12 protein-coding genes and 1 pseudogene are annotated in these 20,546 nt (G+C 73.2%); 7 read left to right on the top strand and 6 right to left on the bottom strand.

Annotated features, from left to right (window positions below; genetic code table 11):
* Window positions 1-12: 12 nt before the first annotated feature.
* Window positions 13-2,388, bottom strand: coding sequence for a phosphoketolase family protein (locus ABZ836_RS17165; protein ID WP_356135800.1), 2,376 nt, complete (start codon window positions 2,386-2,388; stop codon window positions 13-15).
* A 61-nt stretch (window positions 2,389-2,449) separates the two neighbouring features.
* Window positions 2,450-3,388: a universal stress protein gene (locus ABZ836_RS17160; RefSeq protein ID WP_361142931.1), complete on the bottom strand. Its 939-nt coding sequence runs from the start codon at window positions 3,386-3,388 to the stop codon at window positions 2,450-2,452.
* Between the two features lie 173 nt (window positions 3,389-3,561).
* On the opposite strand from ABZ836_RS17160, the pseudogene ABZ836_RS17155 reads away from it, so the two are divergent.
* From ABZ836_RS17155 to ABZ836_RS17145, 3 genes and pseudogenes are all read left to right on the top strand, one after another.
* A pseudogene (locus tag ABZ836_RS17155) lies at window positions 3,562-3,801 on the top strand (5,10-methylene tetrahydromethanopterin reductase); the annotation flags it as partial.
* Between the two features lie 151 nt (window positions 3,802-3,952).
* Window positions 3,953-4,360, top strand: a complete 408-nt coding sequence (locus tag ABZ836_RS17150; protein ID WP_356135804.1) for a YciI family protein — start codon at window positions 3,953-3,955, stop codon at window positions 4,358-4,360.
* Window positions 4,361-4,368: 8 nt separating this feature from the next.
* Window positions 4,369-5,520 (top strand): DUF6596 domain-containing protein, encoded by a 1,152-nt coding sequence (locus ABZ836_RS17145; RefSeq protein WP_361142970.1) that lies wholly within the window; start codon window positions 4,369-4,371, stop codon window positions 5,518-5,520.
* A gap of 57 nt (window positions 5,521-5,577) precedes the next feature.
* Here the strand turns inward: ABZ836_RS17145 and ABZ836_RS17140 are convergent, their stop codons facing one another.
* Window positions 5,578-8,496 carry a glycoside hydrolase family 48 protein gene (locus ABZ836_RS17140; protein ID WP_356135806.1) on the bottom strand — a complete coding sequence of 973 codons (2,919 nt, stop codon included), beginning with the start codon at window positions 8,494-8,496 and terminating at the stop codon, window positions 5,578-5,580.
* A 1,256-nt stretch (window positions 8,497-9,752) separates the two neighbouring features.
* On the opposite strand from ABZ836_RS17140, the gene ABZ836_RS17135 reads away from it, so the two are divergent.
* The 4 genes from ABZ836_RS17135 to ABZ836_RS17120 all read left to right on the top strand — a co-directional run bounded on the left by ABZ836_RS17135 (window position 9,753) and on the right by ABZ836_RS17120 (window position 14,628).
* Window positions 9,753-11,042 (top strand): extracellular solute-binding protein, encoded by a 1,290-nt coding sequence (locus ABZ836_RS17135; RefSeq protein ID WP_356135808.1) that lies wholly within the window; start codon window positions 9,753-9,755, stop codon window positions 11,040-11,042.
* Between the two features lie 10 nt (window positions 11,043-11,052).
* The gene (locus tag ABZ836_RS17130) at window positions 11,053-12,081 is read left to right on the top strand and encodes a sugar ABC transporter permease (protein WP_361142926.1); all 1,029 of its coding nucleotides are present in this window, start codon (window positions 11,053-11,055) and stop codon (window positions 12,079-12,081) included.
* Window positions 12,078-12,980 (top strand): carbohydrate ABC transporter permease, encoded by a 903-nt coding sequence (locus ABZ836_RS17125; protein WP_356135812.1) that lies wholly within the window; start codon window positions 12,078-12,080, stop codon window positions 12,978-12,980. The genes ABZ836_RS17130 and ABZ836_RS17125 overlap by 4 nt, the downstream gene beginning before the upstream one ends.
* A 148-nt stretch (window positions 12,981-13,128) precedes the next feature.
* Window positions 13,129-14,628 (top strand): alpha-L-arabinofuranosidase C-terminal domain-containing protein, encoded by a 1,500-nt coding sequence (locus tag ABZ836_RS17120; protein WP_361142923.1) that lies wholly within the window; start codon window positions 13,129-13,131, stop codon window positions 14,626-14,628.
* Between the two features lie 21 nt (window positions 14,629-14,649).
* Here ABZ836_RS17120 and ABZ836_RS17115 read toward each other — a convergent pair whose 3' ends face one another.
* The 3 genes from ABZ836_RS17115 to ABZ836_RS17105 are packed head-to-tail and all read right to left on the bottom strand — an operon-like array spanning window position 14,650 to window position 20,542.
* Window positions 14,650-16,971, bottom strand: coding sequence for a hypothetical protein (locus ABZ836_RS17115; RefSeq protein ID WP_361142920.1), 2,322 nt, complete (start codon window positions 16,969-16,971; stop codon window positions 14,650-14,652).
* The gene (locus tag ABZ836_RS17110) at window positions 16,968-18,161 is read right to left on the bottom strand and encodes a VWA domain-containing protein (RefSeq protein WP_361142918.1); all 1,194 of its coding nucleotides are present in this window, start codon (window positions 18,159-18,161) and stop codon (window positions 16,968-16,970) included. Before ABZ836_RS17110 ends, ABZ836_RS17115 begins: the two co-directional genes overlap by 4 nt.
* Complete coding sequence (locus ABZ836_RS17105; protein ID WP_361142917.1) at window positions 18,158-20,542, bottom strand: DUF5682 family protein; 2,385 nt, start codon at window positions 20,540-20,542, stop codon at window positions 18,158-18,160. The genes ABZ836_RS17110 and ABZ836_RS17105 overlap by 4 nt, the downstream gene beginning before the upstream one ends.
* Between the last annotated feature and the right edge of the window lie 4 nt (window positions 20,543-20,546).

The following is a 20,546-nucleotide window of genomic DNA, read 5'->3' as shown; positions in this document are numbered from 1 at the left end:
TCGGCCGGTCAGTCAGTCGTTCCAGGACCAGTCCGCGACCTCCGGCAGGTCCACGCCGGTGGCGCGGATGTGGAGGTGGTGGCGGGCCCGGACGTCCGCCATGGTCTGGCGGACGGTGGCCGCCTTCACGGCGAGGCCGGGCACCCGGTCGATCACGTCCATGACCAGCCGGTACCGGTCGAGGTCGTTCTGGACGACCATGTCGAACGGGGTGGTGGTGGTGCCGGCCTCCTTGTAGCCGCGGACGTGCATGTGGGCGTGGCCGCGGCGGCGGTAGGCGAGCCGGTGGATCAGCCACGGGTAGCCGTGGTAGGCGAAGATCACCGGCTTGTCGGCGGTGAACAGTCCGTCGAACTCGGCCTCGGCGAGGCCGTGCGGGTGCTCCTCCTTGGGCAGCAGCCGGGTCATGTCGACGACGTTGACGACCCGGACGGCGAGGTCCGGCAGGTGCTGGCGCAGCAGTTTGGCGGCGGCCAGGACCTCCTGGGTGGGGACGTCGCCGGCGCAGGCCAGCACCACGTCGGGCTCCCGGCCCTGCTCGTTGCCGGCCCACTCCCAGATGCCGGCGCCGCGGGCGCAGTGCACCCTGGCCTCGTCCATGGAGAGCCAGTCGAAGCAGGGCTGCTTCCCGGCCACGATGACGTTGACGTAGTCCTTGCTGCGCAGGGCGTGGTCGGCCACCGACAGCAGGGTGTTGGCGTCCGGGGGCAGGTAGACGCGGACCACGTCGGGGCTCTTGTTGAGGACGTGGTCGACGAAGCCGGGGTCCTGGTGGGAGAACCCGTTGTGGTCCTGCCGCCAGACGTGCGAGGTGAGCAGGTAGTTCAGGGAGGGCACCGGGGCCCGCCAGGGCAGGGCGCGGGAGGTCTTCAGCCACTTGATGTGCTGGTTGACCATCGAGTCGACGATGTGGACGAAGGCTTCGTAGCAGGAGAACAGGCCGTGCCGGCCGGTGAGGTTGTAGCCCTCGAGCCAGCCCTGGCAGAGGTGCTCGGAGAGGATCTCCAGGACCCGGCCGTGCCGGTCCAGGTTGACGTCGCCGGAGAGGGTCTCGGCCTGCCATGCCTTGCCGGTGGCGCCGAAGACGGCGGAGAGCCGGTTGGAGTCGGTCTCGTCGGGGCCGACGACGCGGAAGTCGCGCCGTGCCGCGGTGTTCTTCATGACCGCTTCCAGCAGGGAGCCCAGCACCCGGGTGGGTTCGTGGGGGCCGGCGCCGGGCCGCTCGACGGGGACCGCGAAGTCCTCCAGCGGCGGGACGGGCAGCTGCCGGGTGAGCACGCCGCCGTTGGCGAAGGGGCTGGAGCCGAGCCGTTTCACGCCCTCCGGCACGCAGGCCACCACCTCGGGGACGGGCGCGCCGGTGGCGTCGAAGAGTTCCTCCGGCCGGTAGGAGCGCAGCCACTGCTCCAGCTGCGCCAGGTGGGCGGGGTTGTCGCGCACCCCGGCCAGCGGCACCTGGTGGGCGCGCCAGGTGCCCTCGACGGGGACGCCGTCGACCTCGGCGGGGCCGGTCCAGCCCTTGGGGGTGCGCAGCACGATCATCGGCCAGCGGGGGCGGTCGGTGACGCCCTCCTCGCGGGCGGTGCGCTGGATCACCGCGATGCGGTCGAGGACCTGGTCGAGGGCGGCGGCCATGGCGCGGTGGACCTGTTCGGGGTCGGAGCCGGTGACGTGGACCGGGTCGTGGCCGTAGCCGCGCAGCAGTTCGTCGAGTTCGTGCTCGGGGAGGCGGGAGAGGACGGTGGGGTTGGCGATCTTGTAGCCGTTGAGGTGGAGGATCGGCAGCACCGCGCCGTCGTTGACCGGGTCGAGGAACTTGTTGGAGTGCCAGGAGGCGGCGAGCGGGCCGGTCTCCGCCTCGCCGTCGCCGATCACGCAGGCGACCAGCAGGTCCGGGTTGTCGAAGGCGGCGCCGTAGGCGTGGGCGAGGGAGTAGCCGAGTTCGCCGCCCTCGTGGATGGAGCCGGGCGTCTCGGGGGCGACGTGGCTGGGGATGCCGCCGGGGAAGGAGAACTGCCGGAACAGCTTCTCCATGCCCTCCGCGTCGAGGGAGATGTCGGGGTAGGTCTCGCTGTAGCTGCCCTCCAGCCAGGAGTTGGCGACGACCGAGGGTCCGCCGTGCCCGGGTCCCCAGATCACCAGCGCGTCCAGGTCGCGCTTGCGGATCACCCGGTTGACGTGCGTGTAGACCAGGTTGAGGCCCGGGGAGGTGCCCCAGTGGCCGAGCAGTCGCGGCTTGACGTGCTCGGGGCGCAGCGGCTCCCGGAGCAGGGGGTTGGACATCAGGTAGATCTGCCCCGCCGAGAGGTAGTTGGCGGCGCGCCAGTGGGCGAGCAGGGCGCGCAGTTCCTCGTCGGGCAGTACGTCCTGGTGCGGGGCCAAGGTCATCGGGCGACTCCATCGGTCGTCGGGTCCGTCGGGCGTGGGGCGGTACCGGGGGCGCGGGGGCTCACTGGTGGGGCACCACGGCCACCGGTGCGGCCGCGTGGTGGATCACGGCATGGGCGACGGGGCCGACGCGGAGTCCGAGGCTGTGCTTGCGGATGCGGTGCCCGATGACCAGGAGCGAGGCGTTCCGGGACGCCTCGGCCAGCAGGACGGAGGCGTTTCCGCGCTGCGACTCCTGGTGGACCTCGACGCCGGGGTGCCGGGCGCGCCAGGGGACGAGCTTCTGCTCCAGCAGCTCGGCCTGCTGCCGGTCCATCTCGCCGAGGGCCTCGCCCTCCACGGAGCCGGCCCATTCGTAGAACGCGGGCAGGCTGTAGCCCTGCAGGACGCGCAGGGCGGCCATGCGTCGCGCGGCGGCCTCGAAGGCGAACGCGAGGACGCTGTCGTCGGTGCCCTCGGGGTCGACGCCGACCACGACGGGCCGGTAGGGGGTGCCGTCGGTGCCTGCGCCGTCGGTGCGTCCGCCGTCGGTGCCTGCGCCGTCGGCCGGGTCGGCGAGGTGTTCGTCGGCGGCGCTCTCTCCGGCCCGCACCAGCACCACCGGGTGCTCGGTGTGGGCGACGACGTTGAGGCCCACGGATCCGGCGAGGAAGCCGGCTATGCCGCCGAGGGCGCGGGAGCCGAGGACGAGCAGCCCGTCCGGCCCGGTCCGTCCGAGCAGCACCACGGGTGCGTGGCCCTCGGCGCCCTCCACGGTGACCCGCAGTCCGGGCTGCTCGCGGCGCACCTCGTCGGCGACCCGCGGCGGGACCTCGCGGCCCCAGTCCTGCCGGGTCTCCTCGGCGAGGAACGGCGCCTGGGCCAGCCTCGGCGGGGTCGGCTCGTGCACGTGCAGGATCCGCAGCGGCACGTCCCGCATCCGGGCCTCGCGGGCGGCCCAGTCCACCGCGGCACGGCTCTCGGGCGACCCGTCGAGTCCTGCGACGACGGTGCGGACCATGGGGCGACCTCCGGGGCGGGACGGCAGTCTCTGTCCCGAGTCTCCCGCCCCCGGCGCTTCATGACTCCCCGGGCTGACCCGAACGGCTGGCGCCGGGCGGCGCCGGGCGGCGAGGGGCGGGGACCGGAGGCGGTCCGGCCGACAGGGCCCCCGGCTCACCGTCCTCGGGGCCGGCCCGCGGCATCGAGCTCACCGGTCCGGAGCCGGGCGAGCGGCTGTCGGTCCCCGGGTCGCCGGAGGAGTGCGGGGAGGAGATCCGGCGCGAGATCGAGCCCGGCGGTGTCGACCACGTCATCTGCGCCGTCACCGGCCGTCCCCCGGTGCGCGCCTTCACCGGCCGGGACCTGCCGGGGGTGGCGGACGTGCCCACCCGGCTCCGGCTGATCCACGAGCATCTGCTGCCCGCCTTCGCCCGACACCGTGACCTGCGGTTCCCCGGCTCCGGCGGCGTGAGGGGCCGGATCGCCGGAAAAAGTCTCCCGGCACGTGTCGAGATCACGGCACCGGCTCCGTCCCCGGGGTGAACGCGCCCACAATGGACGCGTCGGCACCGAGGAGGACACCATGGCCAAGTACCTGCTGCTCAAGCACTACCGGGGCGCTCCGCGGGCGGTGAACGACGTTCCCATGGACCGGTGGACGCCGGAGGAGATCTCGGCGCACCTCCGGTACATGAACGACTTCGCGGCGCGGCTGGAGGAGACCGGGGAGTACGTCGACGGGCAGGCGCTCGCCCCCGAGGGGACGTTCGTCCGCTACGACGGCGAGGGGCGCCCTCCGGTCACCGACGGCCCGTTCGCCGAGACCAAGGACCTGATCGCCGGCTGGATGGTGATCGACGTCGACGGCTACGACCGCGCCGTGGAACTGGCCGGTGAGCTGTCGGCCGCTCCGGGGGCCGGCGGGAAGCCGATCCACGAGTGGCTGGAGCTGCGCCCCTTCCTGGCCATGCCGGACACCGTCTCGGAGTGACCGCGCCCATGGACGAGGGCCTGCTCCGCGGCATCACGCCGAGCGTGCTGGCCGTCCTCGTCCGCCGCGGAGCCGATTTCGCGGCGGCCGAGGACGCCGTCCAGGACGCCCTGGTGGAGGCGGTCCGGGTCTGGCCGGGGGAACCTCCGAGGGATCCGAAGGGCTGGCTGGTCACCGTGGCGTGGCGGCGGTACCTGGACGCCTGGCGGGCGGACGCGGCCCGGCGGCGGCGCGAGGACCTGGTGGAGGAGGAGCCGCAGCCCGGGCCCGTGCCCGCGGCGGACGAAACGCTGTGGCTCTACTTCCTGTGCGCGCATCCGTCGCTGACGCCGTCGTCGGCGGTCGCGCTCACGCTGCGGGCCGTCGGCGGGCTCACCACCCGGCAGATCGCCCGGGCCTACCTGGTGCCGGAGGCGACGATGGCCCAGCGGATCAGCCGGGCCAAGCGCACGGTCTCGCGGGTGCGCCTGGACCGGCCCGGCGACGTCGCCACCGTGCTGCGCACGCTGTACCTGGTCTTCAACGAGGGGTACTCCGGCGACGTGGACCTGGCCGCCGAGGCGATCCGGCTCACCCGGCGGCTCGCCGCCGTGATCGACGGTCCGGAGGTGTCGGGGCTGCTCGCGCTGATGCTGCTGCACCACGCCCGGCGGGCGTCCCGGACGGCGCCGGACGGCAGCCTGGTGCCGCTCGCCGAGCAGGACCGCGGCCGGTGGGACCACGCGGCGATCGCCGAGGGCATCGGCATCCTGCGGGCGGCCCTGGCGCGGGACCGGCTGGGCGAGTTCCAGGCGCAGGCGGCGGTGGCGGCGCTGCACGCCGACGCGCGCCGCGCCGAGGAGACGGACTGGGTGCAGATCGTCGGGTGGTACGACGAGCTGGTGCGTCTGACGGACAGCCCGGTGGCCCGGCTGAACCGCGCGGTGGCCGTGGGCGAGGCCGACGGGCCGCGCGCCGGGCTGGCGGAGCTCGCCGCGCTGGACCCCTCGCTCCCCCGCCACACCGCCGTCGCGGCCTACCTCCACGAGCGCGACGGGGATCCGGTCACCGCCGCCCGGCTCTACGTCGAGGCGGCCACCCGCGCGCCGTCCGCGGCCGAACGGGACCACCTGACGCGCCGGGCCGCGCGGCTCAACACGGCCCGGCCGTCCGGCCCGTGACACGGGACCGCCCCGGGACGGTTCGTCCCGGGGCGGCCACGCGTGCGTTGCGCCGTGCTACTCGAGCAGTTCGGCGTAGGCGCCGAGCGCGGTGGCGATGTCCGCCTGCGCCCAGAACCGGTGGTAGGTGAAGACCGGCGCGGAGCCGCCCTTCAGGTAGGCCTCGATCTTCGACCAGGCCGGGTCGTCCTGGTAGAAGCTGCGGATCGAGGCGAAGGTCGACGAGGAGTCGACGGTGTCGCCGTTGGGCATCTTGCCGGTCCAGCCGGAGGGCACGTACACCGGGTCGTCGAAGCGGTTGTAGTCGCTGCGGGTCTCCGGGACGGAGATGCCGAGCCCGTCCTGGTGGTGCTCCCACATGCCGTCGAGGAGCGCCTTGGCGGTGGCCTTGGCCTTGGCGTCGCCGGACTTGGCCGCGTAGTAGGTCAGGACCTTGGCGTACGCGCCCGCCACACCGACGTCGTTGGTGTAGTCGGCGACGGTGACGTGCAGGTTGGCGTTGGCGCCGGGCGAGGAGGCGTTCCAGGTGTCCGGCGCTCCGGACCACTGGAGGGTGGACGGGAACCGGAAGGTGCCGTCGGGGTTGACGGTCGTCTTGGAGATCGCCCAGTCCACCCACTTCTTCACGACCTCGCCGGCCTTGGCGTCGCCGCTCTGGTGGTAGTACTCGGCGACGCGCTCCATGGACCAGGCCTGGAAGCCGAACCACTGGTTGGACGGCGGGTCGTGGTAGACCGGCTTCTCGTCGTAGTACATGCCGTAGAAGGTGGGCGTCCCGGCCGGCGGCTGGGCGTAGCGGCCCTGCCAGCTGTTGGTGGCGCCGCCCGCGATGGCTCCCTCGCTCGACTGGAGCCAGCGGTAGAACTCGACCTGCCGGGTGAGGCTGGTGGCCCAGTCGGACTTGCCGGTGGAGGACTTCGGCGCCAGCGGGGCGTGGTTGCTGAGCGCCCAGGCCGCCATCGGGTTCTGGTAGCCGCCGTGCGCGTGGCTGGAGCCGATGCGCCAGGACCAGCCGGCCGAGGTGTCGGTGGCGCCGCCCCAGGCGTAGTACCAGCTCAGCAGGTAGTGGGCGCTGTTCTTGCCGCTTCCCGCGGGGCAGGTGGTCGGTCCGACGCAGTTGCCGACCTTCTTGAAGTACTTGTCGAAGAGCGCGTACCGCAGGTAGTCGCCCATCTTGGCGGCCTTGGTGACGGTCGCGGAGACCTCGGAGCCCTTGCCCTGCTCCTTGGCCCACACGTCGGCCCAGTAGGCGGCCTGGACGGCGCGGGCGTCGGCGTCGGGGGCGTTGGTGAACTTCCACTGCTTGGCGTAGGAGGAGTCCCCGGTGAACAGGTCCAGGTAGCCGTTCCGGCCGCCGTAGGTGAAGTTGTCGCAGGTCGGGTGGGTGACGGTCTCCCAGACCGACTCCTGCGAACCGCGCTGGAAGGTGTTGATGTAGGACGGCCCGGTGGCGGTCGGTCCGGCGCTGCACTTGCCGGGCTCGTTGCCGAATCCGTAGACGTTGTCGACGTCCTGGATCCAGTGCATGCCGTAGATGTCGTCCGTGCCGTAGGCGCTCTTCAACTCGGCGGCGATGGGGTCGGCGCCGGACTTGGCGGCCGGGTCCAGCTTCGCCGGGTACTGCGAGGGCAGGTCGTGCTCGGGAGCGTAGGTGGCCGGCTCACCGGGCTTGTAGAACGAGTTGGTGGGCTGGTCGGCCTTGGTGGGGATCATGAACTTCTCCATGGTCTCCCACGCCTTGTTGAAGCGCGTCCAGTCGCCGGTGACCCTGCCGTACTGCGCCTGGAGCCAGATCAGGTAGCTGTACGCCTCGGAGGTCGTCTCGTGGCCGTGGTCGGGCGCCTCGACGATCAGCGTCTCCACCGAGTGGTACGGGATGCCCTCGGGCGAGAAGTAGCCGTTGGCGGGGTCGGTGATCTTCCCGTAGAGCTCGAGGAAGCGCGCGTCGTAGTCACCGCCCGCGTCGAGCTGGGTCACGGTGACCTTGGCGGCGGAGTGGCCGTTCGCCGAGGAGGCGAAGACGGCGGAGCCGGACCCGGAGGCCGCGGCGGAGACGGTCACCTTCTGGGGGACGTTCCAGTTCTGCGGGGTGAAGGTGAGGCTGGCGCCGCCGGTGACCGAGAGGCCGGTGTTGCCCGACTCGCGTGCCGTGGTGACCGTGACGTTGGCCGAGGGCTGCTTGGAGAGGCTGACCTCGTAGCTGCCCGTCTGCCCCTGCTGGACGCCGAGTTGGGTCGGGTTGGCGGTGACGGCGGGGCCGGAGACGATCCGGATGCCGACCGGGGAGGACTCGCCGGTGGCACCCCGCGAGTCGTAGGCGCGGGCGTAGAGCGAGTGGTCGCCGGCGGCGAGGCTGCTCGTCCTCAGCTCGAACGGCGCGGTGGTGTCGGTGCCCAGCAGCGCGGTGTCGCTGTAGAACTCGACCTTGCTGACGGTCGCGCTGTCGGCCGCGGCCGCGGTGGCCGCCAGCGGCACCTCGGCGCCGACGCTGTAGGTGGCGCCGGGTTCGGGGCTGGTCAGCACGGCGACCGGGGGCTGGTGCGCGCCGGTGCAGGTGGTGCCGTTGACGGCGAAGGAGGTCGGGGCGGCGTTGGTCCCGCTGTAGGAGAACTGGGCTCCGGCGGTGACGGCGGCGCCGGCCGCGAGGGTTCTGCTCCAGGTGGGGTTGGTGACGGTCACGGTCTTGCCGGACTGCGACCAGACGCCGTTCCAGCCGTTGCTCAGACGCTGGTTGCCGCTGTAGTCGTAGGTGAGCCGCCAGCCGTCCAGGGCCTCGGTGCCCCGGTTGGTGAGGGTGAGCTCCGCGGTGAAGCCGGAGCCCCAGTCGTTGGTCCTGTAGTCGACGCTGCACTGCACCGCGGCCGCCTGGGCGGGCGCGGCGGACAGGTCGGTCAGGGTCAGGGGTAACGCCAATAAGGCGGCCAGCGCGGTCGCGGGGCCGCGCAGGCGGGGTCGGTGTCTCCTGAGGAGGCGCATGCGGCGCGATCCTTTCCGGTGGGCCTCTCGGCTCGTGGGGGCAGGAAGTGACGAGGTGGTGCGATACCAGTGGGAGCGCTCCCATGGTTCGCACGGGGTTTGAACACTGTCAACCCCCTGCGTTCGCCCTTCGAATACAGCGGTCGCGACGCGGTGGCCGGGCGATCAATTAGTGAATCCGGCAACGGGTCGGACATTCTCGCCCATTCGGCACTCCGGGCCGGAAAAGCGGAATCGACGCGGAACGCGGCGTGCGCTTCTTGCGATCGGAACGAACGCCCGCCGACCCGGCGCGACGCGCCCCAGGGCGCCCCCGCGGGCCGTCGGCGACCCCGCCCGGCACAACGGCCCCGGTGACACGCCATGAGGGCCGCCGGGCGGCCCGACGGGCCGGTGTCGGGGCATCGATCGGAATTCTTTCGTATACGGACCGCCCCGGACGGTGGGGCCGGACCGATCGCACGGACGAAACGGAAGCCCGGCCGTCATCGCGGGACCGCGACCGGACGCCGTGGCGCGGCCGGCGATCGCATCACCGTCACTTCCGGTGCCGTGCGCCCGTCCGCGCCGGACCTGCGCCCCCCGCGGGGCGTGCGATCGGCCGGGCGGCCCCGCGAGGGCCGGAAGGCCGCACGGGCCGCCGCCGTACACCCCGTTCCGTGCCGTGCGGCGGCCACGGGCTGCGGCGACGCGGCACTCGCGGGCCCTTGCGGTCGCCTCGGGAAGGACCGGGCGGGAGGCGCGGCGGCGGCGCGGCGATCCAAGGCGGCCCCGCCCTCCGGGGCCCTCGCCGCCACGCGCGGCCCAGGACCGGGAGGCGGGGACGGCGATGGCCGGATCGCGCGGGGCGGCGGGCGTCCGGGCGGGCGTGAGCGACGGACGGCGTCGAAATGTTTCGACGGTCCTCGCAGGCTGTCGCAGATAAGTTTCGACAAACTTTCGAAAACGAGTCATTGACTGCCGCTCTGCGGCGAGCGCATACTCTCGTGCGTTCGCAACCCCCAGTAACCGAGACGACTTCGTACGGTCATACAGTCCACCTGGCACGTTCACAAGCGCATGCCCGCAGCCGGAAGCACGAGTTGGCAGTGATCACGCGAATTGGCCACGTGCCCGAGGACCCTCATTGTTGTCGCGGCCGCTGTCTGACTGAGCACCGGATCAAGCCATCGCGCGATTACGGCGCCCGGCAGGCCATTACTTTGCGCACACCTATCGCAGCCATTGTGTCAAGAATCAGATCAGGGAGTTCCACGATGACGAGGAAAATACGCGGTGCGGCGGCTGTGGCGTTCGGCTTGGGCATCGCTCTCGTCGCCACGGGCTGCGCCGGCAACGGCGAGGACACCAGCGACTCGGCCAACGGTGAGGTCACGCTGACCGTGTGGGAGAACGCCTCCCCCGGCCCGGGCCAGGAGTTCTGGGAGTCCGCCGTCAAGGAGTACATGGCGGAGAACCCGAAGATCACGATCGAGCTGCAGACGGTCCAGAACGAGGACTTCGACGGCAAGCTGCAGACCGCGCTCAACTCCAACTCCGCTCCGGACATCTTCCTGCAGCGCGGCGGCGGCAAGATGCGGGCCATGGTCGAGGCCGGCCAGCTCAAGGAACTGCCCTTCACCGAGCAGGACAAGGCGAACGCGGGCGCGGCGGTCGCCGGCGCCACGATCGACGGCAAGGTCTACGCGGTCCCGCTGTCCACGAACCCCGAGGGCATCTACTACAGCAAGGAGCTCTTCGAGAAGGCCGGCATCGCCGAGCCCCCGAAGACGATGGACGAGCTCGAGGACGCCGTCGCCAAGCTGAAGAAGATCGACGTCGCCCCGATCGCGGTCGGCGCCAAGGACGCGTGGCCGGCGGCCCACTGGTACTACAACTTCGCCCTGCGCAACTGCAGCCAGGACACCATGAGCAAGGCCGCCGCCGAGCTCAAGTTCGACGACCCGTGCTGGACCAAGGCCGGCAAGGACCTGGAGAAGTTCCTCAAGGTCGAGCCGTTCCAGAAGGGCTACCTGACCACCCCCGCCCAGCAGGGCGCCGGTTCGTCGGCGGGCATGCTCGCGAACCACAAGGCGGGCATGGAGCTCATGGGCAACTGGAACCCGGGCGTGATCGCGGGCCTCACCCCGGACAAGAAGCCCCTCCCCGACCTGGGCTGGTTCCCCTTCCCGGCGGTGGACGGCGGCCAGGGTGACCCCAGCGCCATGATGGGCGGCAGCGACGGCTACTCGGTCGCGAAGGACGCGCCGAAGGAGGCCTTCGAGTTCCTCCGCTGGCTCGCCACGAAGGAGCAGCAGGAGAAGTACGCCAAGGGCTTCAGCACCATCCCGGTGAACAAGGAGGCCCAGGGCGTCGTCACCGACGACTACAACGTCTCGGCGCTGGAGGCCTTCAACAAGGCGGCCTACACCATGATGTTCCTCGACACCGAGTACGGCCAGAACATCGGCAACGCCATGAACACCGCCGTCGTGAACCTGATGGCCGGCAAGGGCACCGCCGAGGACATCGTCAAGAACACCAACGCGGCCGCCGCGAAGGGCTGAGTAGGGAACCATGAGCGACACCCTGGGTACTGACGCGGCCACCGGCCGCCAGTCGCAGGGCACGCCCGAAGCCGGGGACGCGGCCAAGTCCGCCTCCCCGGCTTCGCCGCGAGCGGCTGGACGCCGCCGCAGTGGCCGTGCCCGGATGCGGCTCGAGATCGCGATCCTCTCCGGACCGGCGATCCTCATCTTCTTGGCGTTCGTGATCTTCCCGGTGACCCTGGCCGCGTACTACGGCTTCTACCGGTGGAAGGGCTACGGAGACCCGACCGACTGGGTCGGGCTGGACAACTACAAGCTGATCCTCACCGACCCCGCCTTCCACGAGGTCCTCACGCACAACCTGCTGATCGTGGTGCTCTCCCTGGTGGTCCAGGGACCCCTGGCGATCGGCCTCGCCCTGCTGCTCAACCAGAAGATCCGCGGACGTTCGGTGATCCGCATCCTGATCTTCGTGCCGTACGTCATCTCCGAGATCATCGTGGGTACCGGCTGGGGCCTGATGCTCCAGTCCAACGGCGCGGTCAACGACCTCCTGGGCAAGCTGGGGCTGGAGTCCTGGCAGCGGGACTGGCTGTCCGACCCGGATCTGGCGCTGTGGACGCTGATGACGATCATCACCTGGAAGTACATCGGGTTCGCGGTGATCCTGATGCTCGCCGGCCTGCAGTCCATACCCGACGAGCTCTTCGAGGCCGCGGAGATCGACGGCGCCTCCTACTGGCAGATCCAGCGCCGCATCACGCTGCCGCTGCTGGGCCCGACGATCCGCATCTGGGGCTTCCTGTCGATCATCGGCTCGCTGCAGTTGTTCGACCTCGTCTTCATCATCTGGGGTCCGTACATCGCGGGCACCGCGGGCACCTCGACGATGGCGATCTACATGGTCGCCGAGGGCCGCAACGCGGCCAACTTCGGCTACGGCAGCGCCATCGCGGTCGTCATGTTCGTGATCTCGATGTTCGTGGCGCTGCTCTACCAGCGCTTCGTCCTGCGCCGTGACCTGCAGGGCGCCCTGACCGACGGAGGCTCCCGATGAGCGCGACGACCGCCAAGTCCGCGAACCTCACGGGGATCGCACGGCGCAGGCGCCCCGGCCGCGGCGACGACGGAGGCCGGCAGAAGTGGGGCAACCCCTTCACCTACATCGTCGCGCTGCTCCTCATCGGGGCGTGCATCGCCCCGGTGCTGTTCATCGTGCTCGGCGGGTTCCGCACCAACTCGCAGTTCACCACCGACCCGTCGGGTCTGCCGAGCCCGTGGTCCTTCGGCAACTACACCGACGTCCTGGCGACGCAGACGTTCTGGGGCCAGTTCGTCAACTCGATCGTCGTCGGTCTGGCGAGCACGGTGGGCATCGTGGTGCTCGGCCTGATGGTCAGCTTCGTGATCGCGCGCTACGACTTCAAGTTCAAGGGCGCGATGTACTCGCTGTTCGCCGCGGGTCTGATGTTCCCGCTGGTCATCGCGATCACGCCGCTGTACATCATGATCAAGAACCTGGGCCTGATCGACAACCTGCTCGGCATCATCATCCCGCAGATCGCGTTCGGCCTGCCGACGACCGTCATCATCCTGGTGCCGTTCCTGAAGGCCATCCCCAAGGAGCTCGAGGAGGCCGCGTCGATCGACGGGACGAGCCGGCTCGGGTTCTTCTTCCGGATGGTGATCCCGCTGTCGACGCCCGGCGTCGTGACGGTCAGCATCCTCGGCTTCCTGGGCAGCTGGAACAACTACCTGCTGCCGCTGTACGTGCTGAACTCGCAGGCGAACTACACCCTGCCGCTCGGCGTGCAGGCGCTGTCCGCCTCGCAGTACTCCCAGGACACCGCGAAGATCCTCGCGTTCACCTCGCTCGCGATGCTGCCGGCGCTCATCTTCTTCTCCATCTTCGAGAAGAAGATCGTCGGCGGTCTCACCGGCGCCGTGAAGGGCTGATCCCCCCAGGGGCCCCTCCCCGCGCACCGTCCGTCCTGCCTGCCCCCGTCGTGTCCACGGCGGGGGCAGGCCCGCTCCCCGGCCCCGCGGTCCCGCGGGGCCCGCGCCCCGCCCTGCCCCGTCCCGCCCCATCGAAAGGACCAGCGCCTTGCCCCGCGCCCACATCGAGCTCGACCGGAGGGCCGTGGTCGGCCCCGTCCGCCGCCGCACCTTCGGTTCGTTCGTCGAGCACCTCGGCCGCTGCGTGTACACCGGGATCTACGAGCCGGACCATCCGACCGCGAACGAGGACGGGTTCCGGATGGACGTCGTCGAACTCGTCCGGGAGCTCGGCACCACGACGATCCGCTATCCCGGCGGCAACTTCGTCTCCGGCTTCCGCTGGGAGGACTCGGTCGGCCCGCGGGACAGGCGCCCGGTCCGCCGCGACCTGGCCTGGCACTCGCTGGAGCCGAACCAGGTCGGCCTCGACGAGTTCGCCCGCTGGCTGAAGCTCACCGGCTCCGAGCTGATGCTGGCCGTCAACATCGCCACCCGCGGCATCCTGCCCGCCCTGGACCTGCTCGAGTACGCCAACCACCCCTCCGGGACGGCCCTCTCAGACCTGCGCGTCGCCAACGGCACGCCCGAGCCGCACAACGTGCGCATGTGGTGCCTCGGCAACGAGATGGACGGGCCCTGGCAGACCGGATTCATGACCGCGGACGACTACGGCAAGCTCGCCGCCCGCACCGCGGCCGCCATGCGGATGGCCGACAAGGACCTGGAACTGGTCGTGTGCGGCTCCTCCGGCTCCGGGATGCCGACCTTCGGCGACTGGGAGCGCACGGTCCTCGAGCACAGCTACGAGCACGTCGACCACGTGTCGTGCCACGCCTACTACCAGGTCCACGACGGCGACCTCGGCTCGTTCCTCGCCTCCGCGCTTGACATGGAGCACTTCATCGACACCGTCGTGGCGACCGCCGACCACGTGGGGCACAAGAAGCGCTCCCGGAAGAGGATCGGCATCTCCTTCGACGAGTGGAACGTCTGGTACCTCAAGGAGCACCAGGAGTCCGACGAGGTCAACGACGAGTGGCGCTTCGCCCCCCGCCAGCTGGAGGACGTCTACACGGTCGCCGACGCGGTGGTGGTCGGGAACCTGCTGATGACCCTGCTGAAGCGCAGCGACCGGGTCACCTCGGCGTCGCTCGCTCAGCTCGTGAACGTGATCGCCCCCATCATGACCGAGCCGGGCGGGCCGGCCTGGCGGCAGACGACGTTCCACCCGTTCGCGATCACGAGCCGGCTCGCCTCCGGAGAGGTGATCCGGCCCGTGATCGACGCGCCGTCGTACCTGACGGCCCGGCACGGCGAGGCGTCCCTGGTCGACGCCGTCGCGACCGTCGACGAGGACCGGGCCGCGGTGTTCCTGGTCAACCGGGACCTGCGGGAGCCGGCGCGGCTGACGGTCGACGTGCGGAGCCTGGGGTCCTCGCGGGTCGTCGAGGCGCTCACCCTCGCCGACGCGGACGCCTACGCGAAGAACACCCTGGCGGAGCCGGAGCGGGTGGCGCCTGCCGTGAACGCGAGCGCGGTGGTCGCCGACGGGGTGCTGTCGGTGGAGCTGCCGCCGGTGTCCTGGACGGCGATCGCCCTCCGGTGAGGCCGCGGCCCGCCGGGTCGCTCAGCCGGCGTTCCCGGAGCGCCGGTGGAGTTCCCGGGTGACGGCGAGGCGGATGGTGGCGTCGGTCCAGGCGGGGACGGCCGCGGCCGGACCCCGGGCGCGCAGGGCGGCCGGCAGGCCGGCGAGGGCGTCGGCGGCGGCCCGCAGCCCGGCGCGCCGCAGGCCGTCGCACGCCCGGTCGAGATCCGCGCGGGCGGTCCCCGCCAGGTGACGCAGACCCCGGTGGGCGGCCTGGGCGAGGGCGGCCAACGCCTCGTCGGCGGCGGCGGTCAGCGGGTCCCGCGGAGGGGCGGGAGCCACGGGCAGGGCACCGTCCCCGTCCCCCGGGGCCAGGTCGGGCACCAGGACGCCCTCCGCGGTCCGCACGGCGAGCGGGTCGACGACGATCCCGCCCGCCTCGTGCCTCAGGAAGCCGCTGACCTGGAGGACCTGGCCGCTCCTCAGGGCGACGGCCAGCGCGTCGAGGGCGCCGGGGCAGTACGGGTTGTGGTGGGCGCTCAGCAGGGCCTCATGCCCGGCCGGGTCCTGGAGGACGGCCTCCAGCCGCTGGCGGGCGGGGTCGTAGCGGACCGGCCCGACCTCGCCGACGGTGAGCACCCGCACCGACTCGGCCTCGACACGGGGCCGGACCAGGCTCGGCGGCAGTTCCTCCGGGGCGGGCAGCTGGGCGGCGAGGTCGTCGATCCGCAGGCCCGGGGGCAGGTCCTGCCAGGCGGAGCCGACCGGGGTGACCGTGGCGGCGGCGACGCGGCCGCGGGAGATCTCGACGGCCCGCCCGGCGGTGCGCGTGGTGTTCTCGCTGACCACGTTGGACGCGGCCAGGGTACGGAGCGTGGTGCCCAGCAGGCGCCGGGCGCCCAGCCGCTCGCCGGTGAGCGGAGGCCCGTCCTCGTCCGCATCCCAGCGGCGGCGGAGCGTGAGGACGACGCCCGCGGAGGGGTGGGCCAGGTGGATCGCCGCGGTCCGCTCGCCGTGCGAGCCGCCGACGCGGCAGCCGAGGGCGGTCAGCCGGACCAGGCGCAGCGGGGTGCGGGCGGCCTCGCCGGTGCCGAGCACGCCGGCCGGGTCGGTGGCCGCCGCGCGGTGGCGGGCGTGCAGTTCGGCGAGCAGCAGGGCGTACGCGTCGGCGTCGTGGCGGGCGGCGCGGTCGGCGTAGGCGGCCAGCTGGTCGCGGATCGCGGCGACCACGGCGGCGGGCCAGTGCTGCCCGTCGCGCGTCAGGTCCTCCTGTGCCCGGCGCAGCGTGCCGTCCAGCACGGGTCCGGCGGCGGGGACGCCGTCCAGCAGCAGGTCGTCGACGAGGTCCAGCGCGGCGACCCGCACGCGGTACGACCGGCCCTCCGCGGGGGGACCGCCGGGGGCCGGGTCCCCGGCCGCCCGCCGGCCCGTGGTCCTCGGGGGCGCGGGGGGTTCTTCCCGCGGGGCGGGGTCGACCCGGGCGGTGTGGCTGTCCGGCGGGGTGGGGGTGTCCGGGGCCGTGGGGCGGTCCTGCGGGGTGGGGCCTCCCGGGGCGGAGGGGCTGTCCGGAGAGAGTCTGTCCAGGGCCGTGGAGCGGTGCGGCGGGACGGGGCTGTCCGGGGCCGTGGAGCGGCCCGGCGGGGTGGGGCCTCCCGGGGCGGAGGGGCTGTCCGGGACGGTGGAGCTGTCGGGGGCCGTGGGGCTGTCGGGGGCCGTGGGGCGGTCCGGCGTGGCCGGGTGGCCCTGGGGGCTCGGGCCGCCGACGGTGAGGCGGTCGGTGCCGCGGGCGTCGGCCTCGCGGAAGGCCCACACGGCGAGGGCGACCACCTCGTCCCGCAGTTCGGGGACGGCGTCGGTGAGGGCGAGGCCCACCTCGTGGGGCACCGGGAAGCGGACGGTGCAGGCGGGCAGTTCGACGGCCGGCGTGGGCGACTCGGGGCGGGCCCGGTGGACCACGGCCACGTACCCCCGTTCCCGGGCCTGCCGGGCCGCCGCCGGTACCGGCCGCCCGAGGGCCGTCTCCAGCGCGGCGTCGTCGACGGCGCCCGGCGACCAGTCGGTGAACCCCCTCGGCCGCGGGTCGCCGCCCTCGGCCTCCCGCGTGTAGGCGAGCACCAGTCCCACCCGGTGGCGGCACACCCCGGTGGCCGCGCAGGAGCAGACGGCGCTCTCCAGCCCCTGCCGAGGCGGTAGTTCGCTCTCGGTGCCGTCGGGGTAGCGCCCCCGGACGGTGCCGTCGGCGGCGGTCTCGACGGTGGGGCCGGAGCCGGCCTCGAGGTCCTTGAGGGCCCGCTTGACCAGGCCGCGGCTGGAGAGCGCGGCGAGCAGGTCGGGGGTGAGGGCCAGCAGGTCCGTCCTGGTCATCCGCGGCCCACCTTCTCGGCGACGAACTCGGCCAGCCGGCCGGGGGTCATCGCCCCGACGTGGGCGCCCGCCTCGGCCAGCCGGGCGGCCAGTTCGCGGTCGTAGGCGGGCTCGGCCTCCTCGTCCAGCGCGGCGAGGCCGAGCACGGTGACGCCCTGGGCGGCCATGTCCCGCACGGTGCGCACCAGGCGGTAGGGGTCACCGCCCTCGTAGAAGTCGGTGACCAGGGCGACGACGGTGCGGCGCGGGTTCTCCACCAGTCCGGCCGCGTAGTGCACGGCCCGGGCGATGTCGGTGCCGCCGCCGAGCTGCACCCCCATCAAAAGCTCCACCGGGTCGGGCACGTCGGCGGTGAGGTCGACGACCTGGGTGTCGAAGGCGACCAGGTGGGTCCGCAGCCCGGGCAGCCCCCAGAGGCAGGCCGCGGTCACCGCGGAGTGGATGACCGAGCCGGCCATGGAGCCCGACTGGTCGACCAGCAGGATCAGTTGCCACTGCTCCAGGTGGCGGCGGCTGCGGGAGTGGAAGCGGGGCCGCTCGATCAGGACGCGCCGGTGCTCCGGCTGGTAGTGGGCGAGGTTGGCCCGCAGGGTGCCCTTGAGGTCGAAGTCGCGGGACAGCGGGATCCGGCTCGGCCGGCGGTTGCGGGACCCGGTGAGGGAGCGGCGGATCTCCGGCCGCAGCCGCCGTGTCAGGTCCTCGACCACGGCCTCCACGATGCGCCGGGCGGCGGCCAGCACCCGGGGGTTCATCAGGTGCTTGGTGCGCAGGACCGCGCGGAGCAGGCTCTGGCTGGGTTCGACGCGGGAGAGGACCTCGGGGTCGGTGACGATCTCGTCGATGCCGTACTGCTCGACGGCGTCCCGTTCCAGGCGTTCCACCGTCTCCTTGGGGAAGAGGCGGTGCACGTCGTCGAGCCAGTCCACGGCCGTCACCTCCGACGGTCCGTGACCGCCCTCCCGGGTGGCGGTGGGCCCGCGGCGGACACCGCGGCGGCCGAGGTCCGGGTCGCGGCCGTAGAGCCAGTCCAGCGCGGCGTCCCGGGCGGCGGCCTCGCCGCCCAGGGGGCCGGTGCACGCCTCGGCGGGGGCGCCGAGGATCAGCCGCCACCGCTCGAGACCGGGGTCGGGCGTGGGGGGTGGTGCAAGCGGTGCAGGCGGGGTGGAGGGCGTGGGCGGGGGTGCGGTCATCGGGGTGCTCCGAGTGCGTACCGGTCGAGCACGAGCGCGGCTCGTTCCTCCAGCGCGGCGGCACGGGCCCGCAGCAGCGGGTCGGCGGTGACGCGCAGCAGGGAGCGGGCGGAGCCGCGCAGGTGGCGTCGGTCGAGGAGGTGCTGGGCGAGGCGTTCGCGTTCGCGGGGCGGGAAGTGGGCGAAGGCCTGGCGCAGGGCGGGCAGGCCGGTCAGGAAGTCCTGGTCGGTGAGGGCGGTGACGACGTCGTCCAGGACGTCGAGCAGGGGGTCGCGCCGGTCCCGTTCCGGGCCGAGGACCTCCTCGCGGGCCAGGGCGAACAGCCCGGCGAGCCAGTCGCCGAGGGTGTCGGTCCCGGCGGTGGCGAAGCTCCGGGCCAGTGCGGCGGTGCCGCTGCCGCCGCCGCTGCCGCTGGGGCTGTCGCCGCCGCTGTTGCCGTCGCCGGCGAGCGAGCGGCGCAGGCCGAGGGCGGCCCCGCGCAGGTCGGCGGGCGCGCGGGGGTCCTCGGCGACGCGTGCGGCGGCCTCGGCGGCGTACCGCGGGGTGAGGGTGAGCGCCTCCGGCGCGTACCGGAGGGTGTCCCGCGCCGCCGCGAGGGCGCGCAGCCGGGGCCGGTCGACGCCGGTGCCTCCGGTGACCCCCTCGACGAGCCGGAACAGCCGGTCCACGGCCCCGTCGAGCACCGCCGCGAGCAGCGGTGTCCCGGCGACGCCGAAGACGCGGTCGTGCCGCCACAGCCCGAGGGCCGTGGTGAGCGTGTCGCCGAGCGGACCTGGCTCGCTCGCGCCGCGGACGCTGTCGGCGAGGGTGCCCAGCAGGTCGTGCGAGAGTCCGGTGACGCCGCAGAGCACGGCGTCGAAGAGCAGGCCGGAGAGGGCGGCGACGTCGGTGCCCGCGACGCGGACCTGTTCGGTGAGGCGCGCGGCGGCGGCCTCGTCGGGCAGGGCGCCGTACGCTCCGGCCTCGATCAGCGCGGCCTCCCGGCCGGTCCGCGGGTCGGCGTGCCAGCGTTCGCGGAAGACCGGGTCGGTGCCGTGCCCGGGGCCTCGGGCACGGGTGTGTCCGGGGATGCCGAGGACCCTGAGGCGGTGCAGGAAACGGCTGCGTGCGAGGCCGTCGCCGGTGGCGAGGTCCAGCGTGAGGGGGTCGTCGGCGGCGAGGCCGAGGCGCCGTTCCTCCTCGTCGACGGCGTGCACCAGGGGCGGCAGCGGGGTGTCGGGGTGGAGGCTTCCGGTGCGGTCGCCGGTGCAGGCCACCGTCATCTCGACGACCACGGGGTGGTCGTCGGGGGTCAGCGCTCCCCGGGCGTTCCAAGGCAGCGGCCGTCCGAGGTCCTCGCCGACCAGGGCGCCCGCCAGGCCGTCGAGCACGTCGACGCGGGCCGGGCGGGGGTGGCCGCGCAGGGCGGCGAGGCCCTCGGTCAGGGTGCGGGCGGCGACGAGGTCGGCGGTGGAGACGGGCAGACCGCGAGCCCGGAGCCGCTGGACCACGTCGCGCAGCAGCCCTCGCGCGGCCTCCTCGGGTCCCTCCTCCCACAGCCGCTGGTAGTAGGCGGGGGACGGCATGCCGGACTGGTAGCCGCCGAACGCGTCCATCAGCCGGAAGGAGTACGGCACCAGGAAGCTGCCGGCGACCGCGTCACCGGGCGGGCCGGGCACCTCGGGCCAGTCGGCGGGGGTGTCGTCGTGGCGGGCGAGGGCGCGCAGGGCGGGCCGGTGGAAGCCGCCGGTGACGACCAGGACGGGCCGGTCCCCGGCGTGCGCCGCGGCGGCGCGGACCCAGGAGGCCATGTAGGCCTCGCGGGCCCGGTCGCCGTCGTCGGCGCGGGCATCGCCGCGCACCAGGTCGAAGTAGGCGTCCAGGCGGCGGGCCAGCGGGTCGTCGAGCGGGTCCGTGCTGCCCGGCGGGGCGGTCTCCGCCGGGTCGTCCGCCACCTCGAACAGCCGGTCCCACAGGGCGTCCAGCGTGTCGACCGCGTAGTGGGCGCGGAGCCGTCCGGTGGCCTCGGCATGGCGGGCCTCGGCGTCGGCGTACCGGTTGGCCGCGCCGCCCGCGCGTTCGGCGAAGGCGGGGTGCCAGGCGGGCAGGTCGATGAAACGGACCTCGGCCCCGGCGGCCCTGCCCTCGGTGAGCGCGCACCACTCCGGGGAGTGGTCGCACAGCGGGGCCCAGCTGGTGGCGACCCGTCCGGCGTCCCGGTAGTGGCTGAACACGGCGACCGGGAGCCGGTGTCCGAGCAGCAGCTCGTCCAGCCGTGCGTTCATGTCGGCCGGGCCCTCCACCAGGACGTACGCGGGCCTGAGCGCGCGGACGGTCCGCCGGACCAGCCGGGCGCAGGCCGGCGAGTGGTGCCGCACACCGAGGTAGGTGACGGTGCTCATGCCC

The sequence above is a fragment of the Streptomyces sp. NPDC047130 genome (genome assembly GCF_040643475.1).
Taxonomy (GTDB): Bacteria; Actinomycetota; Actinomycetes; order Streptomycetales; family Streptomycetaceae; genus Streptomyces.
Note: the sequence above shows the minus strand (reverse complement) of the source record. Positions and strands in the feature narration are given on the sequence as shown.

Coding starts and splice junctions, on each gene's coding strand:
- ABZ836_RS17165 (WP_356135800.1), bottom strand. CDS start 2,388: ATGACCTTGGCCCCGCACCAGGACGTACTGCCCGACGAGGAACTGCGC.
- ABZ836_RS17160 (WP_361142931.1), bottom strand. CDS start 3,388: ATGGTCCGCACCGTCGTCGCAGGACTCGACGGGTCGCCCGAGAGCCGT.
- ABZ836_RS17150 (WP_356135804.1), top strand. CDS start 3,953: ATGGCCAAGTACCTGCTGCTCAAGCACTACCGGGGCGCTCCGCGGGCG.
- ABZ836_RS17145 (WP_361142970.1), top strand. CDS start 4,369: ATGGACGAGGGCCTGCTCCGCGGCATCACGCCGAGCGTGCTGGCCGTC.
- ABZ836_RS17140 (WP_356135806.1), bottom strand. CDS start 8,496: ATGCGCCTCCTCAGGAGACACCGACCCCGCCTGCGCGGCCCCGCGACC.
- ABZ836_RS17135 (WP_356135808.1), top strand. CDS start 9,753: ATGACGAGGAAAATACGCGGTGCGGCGGCTGTGGCGTTCGGCTTGGGC.
- ABZ836_RS17130 (WP_361142926.1), top strand. CDS start 11,053: ATGAGCGACACCCTGGGTACTGACGCGGCCACCGGCCGCCAGTCGCAG.
- ABZ836_RS17125 (WP_356135812.1), top strand. CDS start 12,078: ATGAGCGCGACGACCGCCAAGTCCGCGAACCTCACGGGGATCGCACGG.
- ABZ836_RS17115 (WP_361142920.1), bottom strand. CDS start 16,971: ATGACCAGGACGGACCTGCTGGCCCTCACCCCCGACCTGCTCGCCGCG.
- ABZ836_RS17110 (WP_361142918.1), bottom strand. CDS start 18,161: ATGACCGCACCCCCGCCCACGCCCTCCACCCCGCCTGCACCGCTTGCA.
- ABZ836_RS17105 (WP_361142917.1), bottom strand. CDS start 20,542: ATGAGCACCGTCACCTACCTCGGTGTGCGGCACCACTCGCCGGCCTGC.